The organism is Clostridium sp. UBA2485, assembly GCF_002341865.1.
In the GTDB taxonomy this organism is placed as follows: domain Bacteria; phylum Bacillota; class Clostridia; order Clostridiales; family Clostridiaceae; genus Clostridium_J.
On sequence record NZ_DDOV01000009.1, the window covers coordinates 13594 to 30412 of the forward strand.

Annotated in this window: 14 protein-coding genes; 6 read left to right on the forward strand and 8 right to left on the reverse strand. The window is 28.2% G+C overall.

Annotation, left to right across the window (positions count from 1 at the left end; translation table 11 throughout):
• Positions 1-359: 359 nt before the first annotated feature.
• From B3603_RS01135 to B3603_RS01145, 3 genes are read left to right on the forward strand one after another with little or no spacing between them, the layout of a single operon-like run.
• On the forward strand, positions 360-1406 hold the full coding sequence (locus B3603_RS01135; RefSeq protein ID WP_291559728.1) for a radical SAM protein: 1047 nt from the start codon (positions 360-362) through the stop codon (positions 1404-1406).
• A 13-nt stretch (positions 1407-1419) separates the two neighbouring features.
• Positions 1420-1680: a PqqD family protein gene (locus B3603_RS01140; protein WP_291559730.1), complete on the forward strand. Its 261-nt coding sequence runs from the start codon at positions 1420-1422 to the stop codon at positions 1678-1680.
• 4 nt (positions 1681-1684) lie between these two features.
• Positions 1685-3391, forward strand: a complete 1707-nt coding sequence (locus B3603_RS01145) for an ABC transporter ATP-binding protein (protein WP_291559732.1) — start codon at positions 1685-1687, stop codon at positions 3389-3391.
• A 321-nt stretch (positions 3392-3712) separates the two neighbouring features.
• On the opposite strand, the gene B3603_RS23180 is transcribed toward B3603_RS01145, so the two are convergent.
• The 7 genes from B3603_RS23180 to addB form a co-directional block, all read right to left on the reverse strand.
• On the reverse strand, positions 3713-3964 hold the full coding sequence (locus B3603_RS23180; RefSeq protein WP_396153367.1) for an IS66 family transposase: 252 nt from the start codon (positions 3962-3964) through the stop codon (positions 3713-3715).
• Complete coding sequence (gene tnpA / locus B3603_RS01150; protein WP_291559734.1) at positions 3951-4151, reverse strand: IS66 family insertion sequence element accessory protein TnpA; 201 nt, start codon at positions 4149-4151, stop codon at positions 3951-3953. Before tnpA ends, B3603_RS23180 begins: the two co-directional genes overlap by 14 nt.
• Before the next feature lie 425 nt (positions 4152-4576).
• Positions 4577-4813, reverse strand: a complete 237-nt coding sequence (locus B3603_RS01155; protein WP_291559736.1) for a hypothetical protein — start codon at positions 4811-4813, stop codon at positions 4577-4579.
• A gap of 190 nt (positions 4814-5003) precedes the next feature.
• Positions 5004-5156 carry a hypothetical protein gene (locus B3603_RS01160; protein WP_291559737.1) on the reverse strand — a complete coding sequence of 51 codons (153 nt, stop codon included), beginning with the start codon at positions 5154-5156 and terminating at the stop codon, positions 5004-5006.
• Positions 5153-5512 carry a hypothetical protein gene (locus B3603_RS01165; protein ID WP_291559739.1) on the reverse strand — a complete coding sequence of 120 codons (360 nt, stop codon included), beginning with the start codon at positions 5510-5512 and terminating at the stop codon, positions 5153-5155. The genes B3603_RS01160 and B3603_RS01165 overlap by 4 nt, the downstream gene beginning before the upstream one ends.
• Before the next feature lie 188 nt (positions 5513-5700).
• Positions 5701-9429 carry a helicase-exonuclease AddAB subunit AddA gene (gene addA, locus B3603_RS01170; RefSeq protein ID WP_291559741.1) on the reverse strand — a complete coding sequence of 1243 codons (3729 nt, stop codon included), beginning with the start codon at positions 9427-9429 and terminating at the stop codon, positions 5701-5703.
• Positions 9419-12865, reverse strand: a complete 3447-nt coding sequence (gene addB, locus B3603_RS01175; RefSeq protein ID WP_312580057.1) for a helicase-exonuclease AddAB subunit AddB — start codon at positions 12863-12865, stop codon at positions 9419-9421. The genes addA and addB overlap by 11 nt, the downstream gene beginning before the upstream one ends.
• 440 nt (positions 12866-13305) lie before the next feature.
• Between addB and atoD the strand changes: the two genes are divergently transcribed.
• Genes atoD through B3603_RS01190 form a run of 3 tightly spaced genes read left to right on the forward strand, consistent with a single transcriptional unit; the run spans position 13306 to position 14918 of the window.
• Positions 13306-13959, forward strand: a complete 654-nt coding sequence (atoD, locus tag B3603_RS01180; RefSeq protein ID WP_291559745.1) for an acetate CoA-transferase subunit alpha — start codon at positions 13306-13308, stop codon at positions 13957-13959.
• A gap of 1 nt (position 13960) precedes the next feature.
• The gene (locus B3603_RS01185; protein WP_291559747.1) at positions 13961-14620 is read left to right on the forward strand and encodes a CoA transferase subunit B; all 660 of its coding nucleotides are present in this window, start codon (positions 13961-13963) and stop codon (positions 14618-14620) included.
• A 22-nt stretch (positions 14621-14642) separates the two neighbouring features.
• Complete coding sequence (locus B3603_RS01190) at positions 14643-14918, forward strand: late competence development ComFB family protein (protein WP_291559749.1); 276 nt, start codon at positions 14643-14645, stop codon at positions 14916-14918.
• Between the two features lie 41 nt (positions 14919-14959).
• On the opposite strand, the gene B3603_RS01195 is transcribed toward B3603_RS01190, so the two are convergent.
• Entirely contained in the window at positions 14960-16654 is a 1695-nt protein-coding gene (locus B3603_RS01195; RefSeq protein ID WP_291559751.1) for a phospho-sugar mutase, read from the reverse strand.
• Positions 16655-16819 lie beyond the last annotated feature (165 nt).

The following is a 16819-nucleotide window of genomic DNA, read 5'->3' on the forward strand; positions in this document are numbered from 1 at the left end:
TAGTCCATTACATTTTTAATAATTTTTTAAAGAAGATAGGCTATTATTATAAAGCTTGAAAAATAGCAGCTTAGATTAGAAATTAAAAAATCTAATACTGCCACAACTTTTTTTTGGTAGGGGATGAAAATATGTGGACTAAGCCAGTAGTTGAAGTTCTTACAGTGCCTGTGATTGTCCTTGCTGATATACCAAGTCTTTCTGTTACTTGTGATAGAGGAGCAAGTCCAAGATGTATGTAAGATTATATAAGTAATATGAAAATAAGATATTTTATTCTTAAATAAAATATCTTATTTTCAATTTTTTATTAATTTTTGTTTAATTATTATAAATACAACAGCAGCAAGGAGTAAATTATGATTAAAGAATATAAAGAAAAACTGACAGAAAGAGAATTTCGGGAAATAAGTTCCTCCAATAGCATGATAGAACAAATTCAAATAAATTTAACTAATATCTGCAATTCTAGATGCATTTTCTGCTTTCAAGGTAATGATCATAAAAACATAGATGATGAATTAACTTTAGATGAAATTAAGAAATTATTATTAGAAGTTAAACCATTAGGTGTTAAGACTATTGGATATATGGGTGGAGAAATATTTATGCGTAAGGATATAATTGATATCCTTAAACTTACACGCAAATTAGGATATGGTTGCTCTATAATTACAAATGGCCAATTATTAACTCAAGATATTATATATAAGATTAAAGATTTAAAGCTAACTTCTGTTAATGTAAGTGTTCATTCCTTAAATTCAGATAATTATTCCTTTATATATGGAAATAAAAATGTTTTATTAGATAAAGTGATTGAAAATATTAAAAGGATGATTGATTTAAATATTAATGTAGGTATTGCAACAACTGTAACTAAATACAATTTAAATGAACTTCCTCAAATGCTTAATTATCTAAAATCTTTAGGAGTCAATCAGAATAATATTGCTTTTAATATTTTATTTCCATGCGAAAACTATAATGATTTAATTGTTACACCTGAGGAATTTGAAAAGTTTATTAAATTAAATCCTAGTATATTAAATAACTTTTCAAATGCTCCTAGTACAAGTGAAGGACGAAGTGTTTTATGTCAGATTGGGAAAAAAGTAGCTACTATTGATTATAATGGCGATATTAAATTATGTGGATTAATGGATCTTAGTATTGGAAATATACGGAATGATAAGTTTTATAATATATGGAGTAAATCAACAATAGTTAAAACTTTTTCTGGATTGGAAGAGGATTTTTTTAACGAGTGTAAATCATGTGATCATGATGGGAAATGTAGTATGTGTATTGCTCGTAATATAATAAATTCAAATAATTTATTTAAGGTTGATAAGTCATTTTGCCAAAGTGTAAAAACTATCAATAAATATAAAAATAGTTTATGAAGAGGTGATTAAAATGAATTTGTGTGTAAATGAATCTATAATATGGTATCAAAATGATGATGAAATTATTATTACTGGAATAGATGATGAAAAACTTTTTAAATTAAATCCAATTAGTAGCGAAATCTTCACTTTAATAATCGCCGACGATAATTATGACACAATAATAGATAAATTATGTTTGAAATATGGAAAAAATAATAAAGATATAATAATAAATGATGTAAATGAGTTTATAGATGATATGAAATTACTAAAAGTTTTTAAGGAGTAAATTTATGGACACAAAGCTTGTAAAAAAAATTATAAGAGATGAAAGCAAATATTATCTTTACTTTATATTGTCTTTAGTACTGTTATTTTCGTCAAATGTACTGGCCATTATTCCACCAAAGCTTTTTCAAAGTATAATTGATATTTATATACCAGCAAAAAATCTTAAATCCATATATATTGTTACAGCAATAATGGTGCTAATACCTTTTTTATCAACTAGTATAAATACATGTTTTACATATGTTGTATGGGTGAAAGTTAAAGAACTTTCTTTTAATGTAAAGAGTAAAATTTTTTCTAAGCTTCTTAATCAGTCTATGAGCTTTTTTGAAGATAATGACTCAGGTAAATTGGCTTCTTATTTAGGAGTAGATACTAGTAACTTTTTTTACTTTTGGCTACATGATTTGCCTCTGTCTATATCTAGCATCATAATGATTATCATTATACTGACATTATTATATAGAATAAGTCCAATAACAACTATAATAATGATCTTATCCTGTCCAATGGCTATATTACCTTCTTTCCTTTTAGGTAAAAAAGCTCAAAATTTAGCTAGTGAAATTGTAGATTATGATTCAGAAATAAACTCAAAAATTACGGAGTCTTTTAAATTTGTAAAGCTTATTAAATCACAATGCTCACAAAAACAAAGAATAGATGAAATAAATAATATAAATGTTAAAAACCTAAAAATATTTGGAAAAGCAGTTATAGTTGAAAACTTATCTTTAACAATCTCTAAGGAGCTAATTGGAGCTTTGTTTACCGCCATTGCTTTTATTATGTGCTCAGTTCAAGTAATAAATAATAATATAACCATAGGTGAACTTATAGCATTTACAGCTTATTTACCTAGATTATTTGGACTATTTAACGTACTTTCATCAAGCAACGTATATATACAAAAACAATTAGGGGTGCAAAATAAAAATTTTCAATTTTTGTCTATGAATGATGAGTACACAAACTCTTCAAATAGTAACCCTGGTGAGAAAGTTTTAGAAGATATAACCTTTAATAACCTTAAATTTTCTTATGATGACCATAGGGATATATTAAAAAATATTTCATTTTCAATTAAAAGTGGGGAATTTATAACCATTATGGGCGATAGCGGGTGTGGTAAATCTACACTTCTAGATTTATTACTTGGATTCTATAAATCTCCAATTAACTCTATAAAAATTGGCTCTGAAGATATAAATAGTTATCCATTAGATTATTTAAGAAGTAATATTGCATTGGTATCTCAAAATATTAGTCTATTAAGGGGCTCCCTAAGATATAACTTATTTTTATCAAATCCAAAAGCTACAGAAGAAGACATGCTTAAAGCAATAGATATAGCTGAATTAACAGATGTTATTAATAAATTACCAAAAGGTCTAGATACTGATTTAAGTGAAAATGGAGTAAATTTATCAGGTGGTGAAAGACAAAGACTGGCGCTATCCATGGCTCTTCTTAGAAAGCCTAAAATACTGCTTTTAGATGAAGTTAGTGCTAGTTTAGATTTGGAAGCAGAGAGCAAAATCCTTGATACCATAGAAAATTTATGTGAAAATACAAATTTAACTGTAATTTCAGTTACACATAGAAGAACCTTTATAAAGGATAATTTCAGAGTGGTTTATATGGAAAATGGTGAAGTTAAATATGATGGCAAATATAAAGATTTTTTACATGAAAATTGTAGTATATGATTAAGGAATTAAATATAATAATAAAATAGATTACGTTATTTTATGTAAAAACAAACCTTCTAACATAAAAGTCTATGTTAGAAGGTTATTTTTAATCATATATCATTGTATATATATATCTAATCTACACTTCATGAAATCTAAAATATCTTAACAAACTCTAAATATCAACAATTGCATATGAAATCTAAGTAAGCGTCAAAGTTTTAGCATCTTTAATATATTCAAAAATAGTATTAAAATATCCTAGTAAGGCAAAAGTAAGCTTTACTAGGATTAATTTATTTCTTATCTTTAATTTTCATGTTTTCAGAAATCTTATCAGACCAAGGCATAAGGTTCTCTAAGCTCTTTTTCAAGTTTATATATTTGCTCACAATAATTAAACCCTATTACTCCTCTAGAATTTTTCAAGGCTTCTTCATCTAGGTCTACAATTATATTATGAAAATATCTTCTTATGTGAGCTAAGCAATAAAGCCGTGTGGCGTTACTAACGGAATTGTATCCGTTATACCCATCCGTTTGGAGAAAACCTTTGAAATCTCCTAAGAAATTTTTAGGGTTTAGTATTTAATGAAATAGCTTGAAAAATCGTTGGGATATAATTGCCATTAGTTAATCTCTTTTTATGATAATAAAATTGACTTTTAGTAATATTATTTTCAATGCAAAAATCTTTTACGGTTATTGCTCCTTTATAGGAATCAAATTTATTTATATATTCCGCCCAAGATGCATTATTCAATTTTCTAGACATAGTTTATCCTCCCATTAATGATCTTATAAAATGATTTTATCCATGGAAGCATATGTTATCTAGATACTTAATTTTTTACGTTTACAAAATAACTCTATAACATTATGATATAAAAAAATCGTGACTAGATATCACGATTTTTAAAGGGTTCCCTAATGAAAATTTAACTTATACATAATTTTAATTTTCATAACAAAGTTTCTTTTCTATGAATAAAAAATGAAGAATTATGGTTAAAACTCCATGGCAAAAGCCTTTGGAGTTTTTATGAATAAATTTTACTTTAAGAAATTCGCACTTAGTGAATTTCATCCCTAATTCTTCATTCTTAATTGTCAACCCTTAATTTCTAAAGGTTTAAGCTATTTTTATAGAAAATTTATTTTCCAGAGTATATTTTAAAGTTTCATATTGAATCCCTATAATTATCTCCTACTATACAAATGTATTTCTAATATATTATCATCACACTTACATTTTAAATTATAAAATTTATATTTATTTTCTTCATTGTAGGTATGCTTTTGGAGCTCTGACTTTATTTTATGGCCATGATATAGCTGTATTTTATCATCTTTTATTAACTTTATATAGTTTAGACTTCCTATAAGAAATATCATTAATATTGCTAATAAAGTAATAAATAAATCTTTTCTTTTCATAAATATCCCCTCCCACTGTAAATATATTTCTAAAGAACTCTTTAATTACTGTGGAAAGGGAAATTATAAAATTATTCATAAGAAAAGCTAAATCTATAGCTAAACATTCCAAATTTCAAATCTAGAAAATATTAAATTTAATAGTATCATAAAATACTATTTATATAAAATTTAAATAGTTATAATTGTTTTAAATAAGTATCATGTCATTAAAAGAACTTTTATAAAATATAGAAATCTCCTGAATAGTATGTTTTGATTCATCAGTAAAAGCTCCTATTAATAGTCTAAAATAGAACATTTCTATTGCCTCTTCTAACTCATCTCTCAAATTTATTTTCAATTAGGATTAACCTTAAAAAGTAATACATTTAATCCTATAAAAACTACTACTAGGGCAATTGTTAAATATTTTAATTTACCTTTTAAAAAAATTGGAGATAAATCAAGGGTTTTATGCAGTGGTATATATAATAAAACATATATCAAAGTTAAAGTCCCTAGTGGCAGAAGCAAATATAATAACGTAGGAATAGACGATGTAACCTTACGTATTAAAAAAATAATTACTAAAGCAATAGAAATGATAAGCCCAACTATAGGCTTAAAAACTAAATATAAACTCATATTCTTTTTTATTTCAGAGTTAATTCCAATAGTTTCTACACTTTCATTTTCTCTATTTGATTTAGCATTCATAATCACTCCTCCTATTCTTTAATTGTATCATATTTCATTAGGAAATTACTTCCATTAAATATTTTAACAATTTTACCACTAAAGGAAAAGCTAACACAAAATTTTGGTTTATTGTATTCAGAAAAATTAACTATATTTTTTATTAGTTCAATTTCACTTTACAACAAATAGATTTTTTCTAAATAAAATTAAAGTATTACTTCACTATCAATAGAAAATAAATATAGATATCTTTCTTTAATTTTTTTTCCTAATATCTTTTCTAATGCCCTCGCATAATAATCAATTTGAGATTTATATTTTTCTACTATTGAAGCAGTATCACCATTAGGTACATAATCTGTTTTGTAATCAAATAACACTATTTCTCCATCTTCTTCAAAGTATCCATCTATTATACCTTGAACTATTATATTTTCTTTTTCATAAATTTTTTTATCCAAGCTTTCATCTATTTCTGTACTACTTATTTCAATACTAAAAGGAGTTTCTCTATAAACTTTAGTTTTGTTATGTGCTATTAAAATTCTTTCGCCTAAGTTGGTATTAAAAATTTTCAATATCTTTTCTACTCTAATAGATTTAGCTTGCTCTTCCGTAATCAGCTCTTTCATAACCATATTTTCAATTTGAGATATTATGTCTTCCTTCGAATTAATGTTATTAAGATCTAGCCTCTGCATCACACTATGCATTGCAGTTCCTTTTTCTGTAGGAGTTAATCCTCTTTTCTCCTCTAGAAATATAGGTTTTCTAACAATAGTAGGTATATAATTTGTATTAACAAACTCATCGTTTAAGCTTTGATTATAGGTACGCTTTAATTCTGATACAGTAAGTACACCAGGTATCTTTGTAGAAGCTTCATATTTATATTTAAAATTAAGTCTTTTTTCTATTTCATCTCTATAATGAATATTAATTTCTTTTAATTCTATTTCCTTTAACTTTTCTTTAATGTCTATAGCCTCTAGTTTAGCTATGTCCTCTTCTATATCTAAATCCTTATAATTCATAAGTTTTACACTCCATTTAGAATTATCTTGCACTGATTTCACTGACTCCTCGTTGATCTTCAAGTAATTTCTTAATGGTTCACCATCTTTATGCTTTATAATACAAGGCATAACCCAATCTAGATAGCTATTCCCTTTTAATAAATATCCTTCTAAAATCTTATCTTCACTATTTCTTGCCACCGAAATCCAATTTTCTATAGACTTATCAAAATCCCTACAAGTACCTGTTAATATCAATTTTTCCTTAGCTCTTGTAAATCCAACGTATAAAACCCTCATCTCCTCAGAAAGACTTTCTATATTGATTTTGCTTTTCAATATTTCCTTTACAGTAGGAGAATAAGAGATTCTTTTTTCTATATTAACAAGCTCAGGTCCAAAACCTAAATCATGATGAAACAACACTTTTTTCCTGCTATCCATACGATTAAAGTTTTTACCCATGGCACTTAAAAATACAATAGGAAATTCCAATCCCTTACTTTTGTGAATACTCATAATTCTAACTACATTTTCATTTTCTCCTATGGTTTTAGCACTTCCTAAATCACCACTACTTACTCTTAACTTATTAATAAAATTAACAAAATTAAATAATCCCTTGTAGCTTGTATTTTCATATTGTCTTGCCCTTTGAAATAAAATCCTTAAATTTGCCTGTCTTTGAATTCCTGCTGGCATGGCACCTACATACCCATAATATCCTGTATCCATATATAAATACCAAATAAACTCATCAATAGGAGTTATTAAAGCTTTATTTCTCCAATGAACTAGCTTTTCTAAAAATTTTTCAACTTTTTTCTTAAGCTCTAAATCTTCTTCCTCATTTAGATAACTATTCATAGCCTCATAAACTGTAGTTTCAGGACTATTTACTCTTATATCTACTAGATTTTCTGCTGAAAATCCACCTATAGGAGAACGAAGTACTGCTAATAATGGAATGTCTTGTCTTGGATTATCTATAATTTGAAGAAGACTTATCATAATTTGAATTTCTAATGTATTAAAATATCCTTCTGAAGTATCTGCATATACGGGAATACCTAAATTTTTAAGTTCCTCACTAAATACCGGTGCATACTCAGAGGTGGCACGAAGTAATATTACTATATCTTTATATTCTACATTTCTATAGTTTTTGTTATTTTTATCAAAAACTTTAAAACCACTTTCTATATTGGTAAGTTCCTTAATTCTATTTCCTACTGCTCTAGCTTCTATTTGAATATTGGTTAATGATTCACTATCTTCTTCTTCAACTTCTTCAATATCCTTATTTTTCTCAAAAAGCATTATTTCTACAGGTCCACCTACTATACCATCATCTTCTAAAGGCTTATAATCCGCTCCTAAATTTAGTGCCTCTTCCTCTGTATATTCAAGCTCTCCTACATTATTTGACATTATATGTTTAAATATAAAATTAGTAGCATCTATAACTTCTTTTCTACTTCTAAAATTTTTATATAGTTTTATTATTATTTCATCTGCATCTGCATCTTCTTCTTCACTATAAGTATTTTTTTTATGAAGAAATAGCTCCGGCTTAGCCATCCTAAACCTATAAATACTCTGTTTAACATCCCCTACCATAAACATATTATTTTCTCCTAGGGGATTTCTTGAAATCATAGTAAGAATATACTCTTGAACATAGTTAGAATCCTGATACTCATCTATTAAAATTTCTCCATACTTTTCTCTTAATTCTTCTGCAACTTTAGAAGGAATTATTTTTCCTTCATCATCCTTTTCCGCTAAGATGTCTAAGGCAAAATGTTCAAAATCATTAAAATCTATTAATGCTCTTTCTTTTTTCTTTTTATCATAGACTTCCTTCATTTTAATCACAAGATCTGAAAGCTTATTCATAAGAGGATATAAATATTTTAGATCCTCTATACTCTTCTTTGAAGAAGCTTGAATTATCATATTTGAAAGCTCACCTATTTTTTTCTTAGCATTATCTCTTATTTTTTTTACTTCTTCTTGCTCTATTTTATCTTTACATCCTCTTATTGTAGTAAGCTTTCCAAAAGCTACATCTTCAAAGCCGCGCTTTAAATCTTCAAAGGAATTAGAGCTTTCATATAATCCTTTAATCATTTCATACTCTGGATTTATATTTTCCTGATAACTTAATAATGAAGGAGTATTATTAACTATTTCCCTAGCAATATTCATAGAACTTACAACACTCTCTAATTCTATTCTCACATCTTTAAGTAGCGCTTGCCCTAGCTTTGAATCTTGAAAGGAAAAGTTATCACTTACATTAAATACATCAACTTTTTCTTTAAGCCACTCTATAGGACTAGGACTACTCATAGCAAAGTTATAGAGATTCAACACCATATCAAAAAGCTGACTATCATTTTTATTGTTACAATAGCATTCTACTAGCTTTAAAAACAGCTTGTCATCCCTATCATACATATCCTCAAAAACCTCATCTAAAGCTTCTTGTTTTAAAAGAATTGCCTCTGTCTCATCTGCAACTCTAAAGGCTGGATCTAAATCTATCATATGAAAATTTGTTTTTATTACTTCAAGACAAAATGAGTGTATAGTAGTAATACTTGCTTTATTTAAAAGAGTTAGCTGTCTTTGTAGGCTCTTAGAATTGGGGTTTTTATGAATTTCTTTTGAAATTGCTTCTCCTATTCTTTCTCTCATCTCAGAGGCAGCAGCATTTGTAAAAGTAACAACTAAAAGTCTATCTATATCAACAGGATTATCTCTATCTGTTATCATCTTTATTATTCTTTCAACTAAAACTGCTGTTTTTCCTGAACCAGCAGCTGCTGCAACTAATAAATTTGCTCCTCTTGTGTTAATTGCAGCCAACTGTTCTCTAGTCCAACTTACTTTTGTTTCTTCTTTACTGCTCATCACTGCTATCTCCTTTCTTTTCTAGTATTTCTAATATTTCTTTATCCTTTTTTTCCTTTATTAATCTAAATTTATTTTCTTCAAAGGATAAATCAAATTGACATATAGGAGAAAGTTTACAAAAACTACATGGATTTTCTCCTCCTCTTTTATAAGGTTTTATACCAATTTCTCCACTGAGCATTTCTTCACAATTTTTAGCTAATTCCTGTTTTACATGATTTCTAAGTGCACTAAATCCTTCATAAGATATAACAGAAGATGCAGATGTAAGTTCTCCATCTTTTTTAATCCCTACCGGTATTACTGAAGAATTATTTCCATTATCCATAGTGCTATCCATTTGTCTTAAAATCTCTATGTCTTTAATTAGAAGCCCCTTCATCTTTAATTCTTTTAGAATTTCTTTCTCTATCTCCTCATTACTTGCTCCTTTTTTAATAGCAATAATAGGATCATCTATCTTAAAGTACAAGACTCCTGCTGGTTTTGAAAATGTATTGTTTTTCTCTTCATTACTTAAAATTGCATCAAGATAGGTTAATAACTGCACTTGAAGTCCATAATAAACATCACTAAGTTTAAATTCTTTATTACCAGACTTATAATCTATAATTCTATAATAAACCTCATTATTACCTACGAACTTATCGATTCTATCTATTCTTCCCATAAGTCTTACAGTTTCTCCACTTGAAAGTTTTAGTACTATAGGTGGGTAATCTGTATCCTTAAGACCAAAGGAAATTTCATAGCCATGTGGTTCAAATCCGCTTACTCTAAGTTGTTCAACAATTACTAGTACAGCTCTAATTAAAACTCTTTTTAATCTTTCAGTTATATACTTATATCTAGCAGAACTATTTAAAACAAAGCTTCTATCTTCACTAACCATAAGTTCAACAATATACTCTATGGTTTTTTCACAATATTCCTTATTTAAATCTTTCCATTTAAGATTATCCTTTTCAATTTTCTTTGAAAAAGTATCTAGTACATTATGCATAAAGGTTCCTAAGTCTGGTGCTGAAAAATTATATACTTTCCTTTCCTTTGCTTTTAAGCCATATTGAATAAAATAAGCAAAGGGACATTGAGCATATTTTTCAATTTTAGAAACACTAAAATAATTGTTTCCACCATAAAGTTTTCTTATTTTTTCACTACTAATAGCATTAATAACATTTGTATAAGAAAAACCTTCAAAAATAGTTTTACTTTTTTCTCTAAATTCCTCTTCCTCCATAAACCATCTATATATTTCCTCCCATAATGGAGAAATTTCATTATTATCAATAAATTTTCTTATTTCCATAATAAGTTCATTAAAAGAAGGAAGTTTTGCTGCCACTTTTTCTATACTATTATGCTGTTCCCATAATTCTGATATATTACTTTCTTCTTTAATATCCTTAAATATAGATTTCAGTCTAGGAATGATTATAGACGGTCTAAGAGTTTTACCTTCAAAATTTGCAATAGGATAACTAAGGCATAACTTTTCACTAGGTACAGTTAAAGTTGCATATATTAAATACTGTTCTGCAAAGGCTAGTGCTTTAGTATCATTGGCAAGTTTAATACCATTACCTTCAAAAACAGCCCTATCCATATCACTAAAAATACCTTCTTCATTTATAATTTTAGGAAATACTCCATCATTAACTCCTATAACATAAAGTGCTTTTATCTCATGAGTTCTTATACGGTCTATATTACCTACTATAACCTGATCCAATGCAGGAGGAATTAATCCTATCTCATGAGTTGATATTCCCATAGAAAAAATATCTATAAACTCACCTAGTGGTAATATTTCTTCACCTAAAACCTCTACAAATTGATCTAAAAGCTCAATTAGCAAGTTCCATATTGAACTATACTCATTTACTGCTATTAAATTTTTATCTTCTTTAAAATTTTCAATCCATATAGTAAGCTTTTCGTGAATTTCAATTTCCTCTAAAAATTCAAAGATTGCTTTGCAAATATCTTTAACATAGCTTCTATTAGTAATCTTATTTCTAAAGTTAATAAGTGGATTTATAAATTTATTTTTAATCTCTTTTACTGTATCATCCTTCCAATAATCATCATCTACATATCTCTTCTTACCTTTTATTCCATAAGCTAATACATAATTTTCTAAAGTATCAATTTCATCATAAGTTAAATCTAAAAGTCCGCTTTTTAAATATCTAAATACTGATTCATAGCTAAAATTCTTTGTAAATATCTCAAGAGAAGATTTTATCAATATAATAACAGGATTATTATCTATATCTTTCTTCCTATCTAAAAAATGTGGTATTTCATATTCATCAAAAATAACTTTCACTATTTCTTCATATGAATTTAAATCTCTAGCAACTACAGCTATGTCATTAAATCTATAATTTTTTTCTCTACAAAGTGTTAATATTTCTCTAGCCACATACTCCACTTCTGAATATGTATTTAAGGCTTTAAAAATCTTTATATCCTTTGTATCACCTTCATAAGGCTTGGAGTTTATTGAAAAATAATTTTTCTCTAAATATCCTAATTCCTCCGAATTTATAAATCTATAGTTATATTCATTTCGTGGATTTCCCTTTAAAACTAATGGTTTGTCATAGGCAATATTATTTTCTCCTGCTATTTTCAGTATAGTTTTTTCTGTATAATACACAGTATAAAAAGCATCTGTACTATCTATTTCACCTTCTCTTATACCTTTAACATCACTACCTTCATAAGGAAGAGTTATATTAACTCTTCTGCAGTTTTTAAAAAGTCTTTCAATAATTTTATATTGTTGTGGAGTAAAACCTGAAAACTCATCTATCCATATTTCTGCTCCTTTAAATAACTTACTTTCATCTATTTTCTCATAAAGAATAGTTAAATCATCTTCTGGGTCAAAATATCCACTCTTTAATATTTCCTCATACTTACTATAAATTAATGATATATCTGAAAGTTTATCTGTAAGTAAAGAACTATGACTTACATCTTCTTTTAATATATTTAAGGTCTCCACGGAAACATTGTATCTTTTAAATTCATTTATCATTTCAGAAATAGTTTCTACAAAACCTTTTTGTCTTGAAGCTAAAGAAAATATTTTTAGATCTTCATGCACTTCCTTCATTATTCTATCTATAATCATTGCCTTCCCTGTTGAACTCATATGAGCATGAGTAATTCCACCTACCTCATTGAAAATGGTATATGCCATTCTCTTAAAGCTAAGTACATATACATTATTTATTCCTGTAGCCCCTATTTTCTCTATTAACAATTTTTCTGCTCTAAAAGAAAGCTGCTCTGGTACTAATAAAATTAAGGGATGGTCTACTCCATCTTCTTTTTTTCTTTTTATTTCCTCAATACAACGATAGCTTTTTCCACTACCAGCTCCTCCAAATATAAATCTTAAACTCAATATTTTCACATCCTCTGTAATAAAGTTGTAATTAGTTTCATAAATTTATTATAAAAAGGGAACAATCATTATGTCATTTAAAAATTCATAGTTAATTTTTAAGCAATTATATGATTATTTTTCAAATTGTAAACTTTGTACTTTACATTGTAAATTTAAATACCTATCATATCTGTATTAACTTGCATATTTTTTCCCAATTCTATTTACTATATATTTTACCTTAAATTCAAAAACTTTTTCATTAAGATAAAAAAATTATTCTACAAATTTCTTAAATTTTTCAAAAAAACTCTTAAATAAAATAAATATAATTAAATTTTTTATGAAATTTCAAATAAAAAGAGGATTTAACGAATATATGTAGAATGTTTATATAGTTCTAATATTCTACAAATTTTTTATTTGATGAATTTTTAAAGAAAGTTTAATTCAATGGAGGTAGAAATATGAAAAAAATTGTTACTGTAGAAGAAGCTCTAGCACATGTTCAAGATGGAATGACATTAATGATTGGTGGTTTCTTAGCTGTTGGAACTCCTGAAAAGCTTGTGGATGCGCTAGTAGAAAAGGGTGTTAAAGATTTAACTATCATAGCTAATGATACTGGATTCCCTGATAGAGGAATTGGTAAGCTAATAATTAATAAGCAAGTTAAGAGAACAATCGCTTCTCACATTGGAACGAACCCTGAAACTGGAAGACAAATGAATGAAAAAGAAATGGAAGTGGAACTTGTTCCTCAAGGCACACTAGCTGAAAGAGTTAGATGTGGTGGTGCTGGACTTGGCGGATTTTTAACTCCAACTGGTCTTGGAACAATTGTTGAAGAAGGAAAAGAAAAAATAACTGTTAACGGTACTGAATACCTTCTTGAAACTCCGCTAAAAGCTGATATAGCATTAATATTTGGTTCTAAAGTTGATGAAAAAGGAAACGTATACTATCACGAATCTACAAGAAACTTTAACCCATTAATGGCTGCAGCTGCTGATATTGTAATCGTTGAAGCTGAAGAATTAGTAAAAGCTGGAGAATTAGATGCAAACATAGTGATGACACCATCAATATTTGTTGACTACATCGTAAAGGAGGACAAATAATATGGATAAAAATATGATAAGAGAAGTAATCGCAAAAAGAGTTGCTAAAGAATTAAAAGATGGAGACGTTGTAAACTTAGGTATAGGTCTTCCAACTCTTGTTGCTAACTATATACCAGAAGGAGTAGACGTAACACTACAATCTGAAAACGGATTCGTAGGAATAGGACCTGCTCCTGCTGAAGGAAAAGAAGATAAAGACTTAGTTAATGCTGGCGGACAATTTGTAACCGTTTTACCTGGTGCTGCATTTTTTGACAGCTCAATATCTTTTGGAATAATAAGAGGCGGGCATGTTGATGCAACTGTACTAGGTGCATTAGAGGTTGACCAAGAAGGAAACCTTGCTAACTGGATGATACCAGGAAAAAAAGTTCCTGGTATGGGTGGCGCTATGGACCTCGTAGTTGGAGCTAAAAAGGTTATAGTTGCTATGGAACATACTGCAAAAGGAAATCCTAAAATTCTAAAAAAATGTACACTACCATTAACTGCTGCTAATCAAGTTAACCTAATCATTACTGAAATGGCTGTTATGGAAGTTACTAAAGAGGGTCTTGTATTAAGAGAACTAGGACCTGAAGCTACAATTGAGGATGTAAAAAATGCAACATTAGCTGATTTAATAATACCAGACAATGTTAAAAAGATGGAATTTTAATTCCTTCTAGATATTAACTAAGATGTCACGGGAGTTTTTAAATTATTCAGAAGTAATAGTTAGAAATCTTTTAGATAAACTATTACTAAGCTATTCTGACATATGTAAATGTGAAAAGTGTAAAGCTGATATGATGGCACTTTCACTTAATTATGTAAAGCCTCGTTATGTAGTTTCTGAAAAAGGTCAGTTATATACAAAGGCTCAAACAGAAATTAACCATGGAGAAATGATTGCAATAACTTCTTCCGTGCTTAGGGCAATAGAAGTGGTTTCAGCTAATCCCAGACATGATTAAAAAAAGCGTGATTTTTATCACGCTTTTTTAATAAGTAAAACTTATTCTATAGAATTTATTTTCCCTAAAACAACTTCTTTTATCATATTGATTTTATCTTTCGCGTCTTTTAAAGTATGTCCTTTAGAGTAAATATATATTTTTATTTTAGGTTCTGTACCTGAAGGTCTTACTGCATACCATGATCCATCATTAAACTTAAATTTTAACACATCTGAATATGGCATATTAGTTTCTTCTGGTTTTGTATAATCTATTGTCTCAATTAACTTTAAATTTTCTATACTATGAGGATATTCTCTTCTATACCCTTCCATCATTCTCTTTATTCTCTGTTGTCCACTTATCCCTTCAAGAACAAGAGAAATTTGCTTTTCCCTATAGTATCCAAATTCTTCATAGATTTCATTTAATACATCAATTAATGTTTTTCCTCTTTTTTTATAGTAAGCAGTTGCTTCACAAAGAAGCATAGATGCAGTTACTCCATCTTTATCTCTTACAAATGTGCCTACATTGTATCCTATACTTTCTTCATATCCTAAAATATATTGATAACTTCCTTCTGCCTCATATTCATTGATTTTTCCACAAATATTTTTAAAACCTGTAAGAGCTTCATCGGTATGAACACCATAACTTTTAGCTATAACTTTACCTAAATCTCCCGTAACAATAGATTTAACTATAACTCCATTAGGTGGAAGTATATTTTTATTTCTCATTCCTTCAAGGATATATTTAACTAATATAGCACCACTTTGATTTCCATTGAAGGCTACATATTCATTATTTTCATCTCTAACCATTATGGCTATCCTATCACAATCAGGATCTGTCGCCATCAATAAGCCTGCATTAACCTTTTTACCAAGGTCAATAGAAAGTTTAAAAGCATTCACATCTTCTGGATTAGGATATCCTACGGTAGTAAAATCCGGATCTGGATCCTTCTGCTCTTTTACAATATAAATATTAGTAAATCCTCTTTCATTTAATACTCTAGGTACAAATACCATTCCTGTACCATTTAGAGGTGTATAAACTACATTTATATCTTTATCAATATCTTCACTTAAAGATAATGATTTTACTTTTTGAAGATATAAGTCATCTATATCCCTTTCTAAAAATACAATAAGTCCTTCTTCTGTTCCACTTTGAATTTCCATACTTGGAATAGCTTTAAAATCATTTATTTGATTAATTTTATTTAGTATTCCATCGGCTATATCAGATAATATTTGTGCTCCATCTTTCCAGTAAACTTTAAATCCATTATATTCTTTTGGGTTATGACTTGCTGTTACCACAATTCCTGCAGTACATCCTAAAACTCTTACTGCAAAAGATAGCTCCGGTGTAGGTCTTAAAGAGTCAAAAATATAAGCTTTTATATTATTGGCTGCTAAAACACTAGCAGCGGTTCTTGCAAATTCTTCGGAAAAGTGCCTACAATCATAAGCTATTGCTACTGATTTATCTGCTGACTTATTCTCTACATCATTTATATAGTCTGCAAGGCCCTGTGAGGCTCTAGCAATTATATATCTGTTCATCCTATTGGTCCCTGCTCCAATCTTACCTCTTAACCCAGCAGTTCCAAACTCTAAATCTTTATAAAATCTATCCTCTATTTCTTCTTCATTACTTTCTATATCTATAAGTTCTTTCTTTGTAGCTTCATCAAAATAATCACTTTCTATCCATGATTTATATATTTCTCTATATTTCATACCTCTAAACCCTTCTTTCCTAAGATATACCTTTATTATATCCTAGTATAGAGTGAACTACTACCACTTACTTCATTGAAGTAGTAGCTTCGTGGCCAATACTCCCAACGGAGCAAGTTTACCCACGCTCAAAAGGTCGAACCAACCTCCTTATAATACCAAAAT

Bases quoted from the DNA above. Each gene is read 5' to 3' on its own strand.
- B3603_RS01185 (WP_291559747.1), top strand. From the start codon at position 13,961: ATGGATAAAAATATGATAAGAGAAGTAATCGCAAAAAGAGTTGCTAAA.
- B3603_RS01165 (WP_291559739.1), bottom strand. From the start codon at position 5,512: ATGAATGCTAAATCAAATAGAGAAAATGAAAGTGTAGAAACTATTGGA.
- B3603_RS01145 (WP_291559732.1), top strand. From the start codon at position 1,685: ATGGACACAAAGCTTGTAAAAAAAATTATAAGAGATGAAAGCAAATAT.
- B3603_RS01195 (WP_291559751.1), bottom strand. From the start codon at position 16,654: ATGAAATATAGAGAAATATATAAATCATGGATAGAAAGTGATTATTTT.
- B3603_RS01155 (WP_291559736.1), bottom strand. From the start codon at position 4,813: ATGAAAAGAAAAGATTTATTTATTACTTTATTAGCAATATTAATGATA.
- B3603_RS01135 (WP_291559728.1), top strand. From the start codon at position 360: ATGATTAAAGAATATAAAGAAAAACTGACAGAAAGAGAATTTCGGGAA.
- B3603_RS01190 (WP_291559749.1), top strand. From the start codon at position 14,643: ATGTCACGGGAGTTTTTAAATTATTCAGAAGTAATAGTTAGAAATCTT.
- addA (WP_291559741.1), bottom strand. From the start codon at position 9,429: ATGAGCAGTAAAGAAGAAACAAAAGTAAGTTGGACTAGAGAACAGTTG.
- tnpA (WP_291559734.1), bottom strand. From the start codon at position 4,151: ATGTCTAGAAAATTGAATAATGCATCTTGGGCGGAATATATAAATAAA.
- atoD (WP_291559745.1), top strand. From the start codon at position 13,306: ATGAAAAAAATTGTTACTGTAGAAGAAGCTCTAGCACATGTTCAAGAT.
- B3603_RS01140 (WP_291559730.1), top strand. From the start codon at position 1,420: ATGAATTTGTGTGTAAATGAATCTATAATATGGTATCAAAATGATGAT.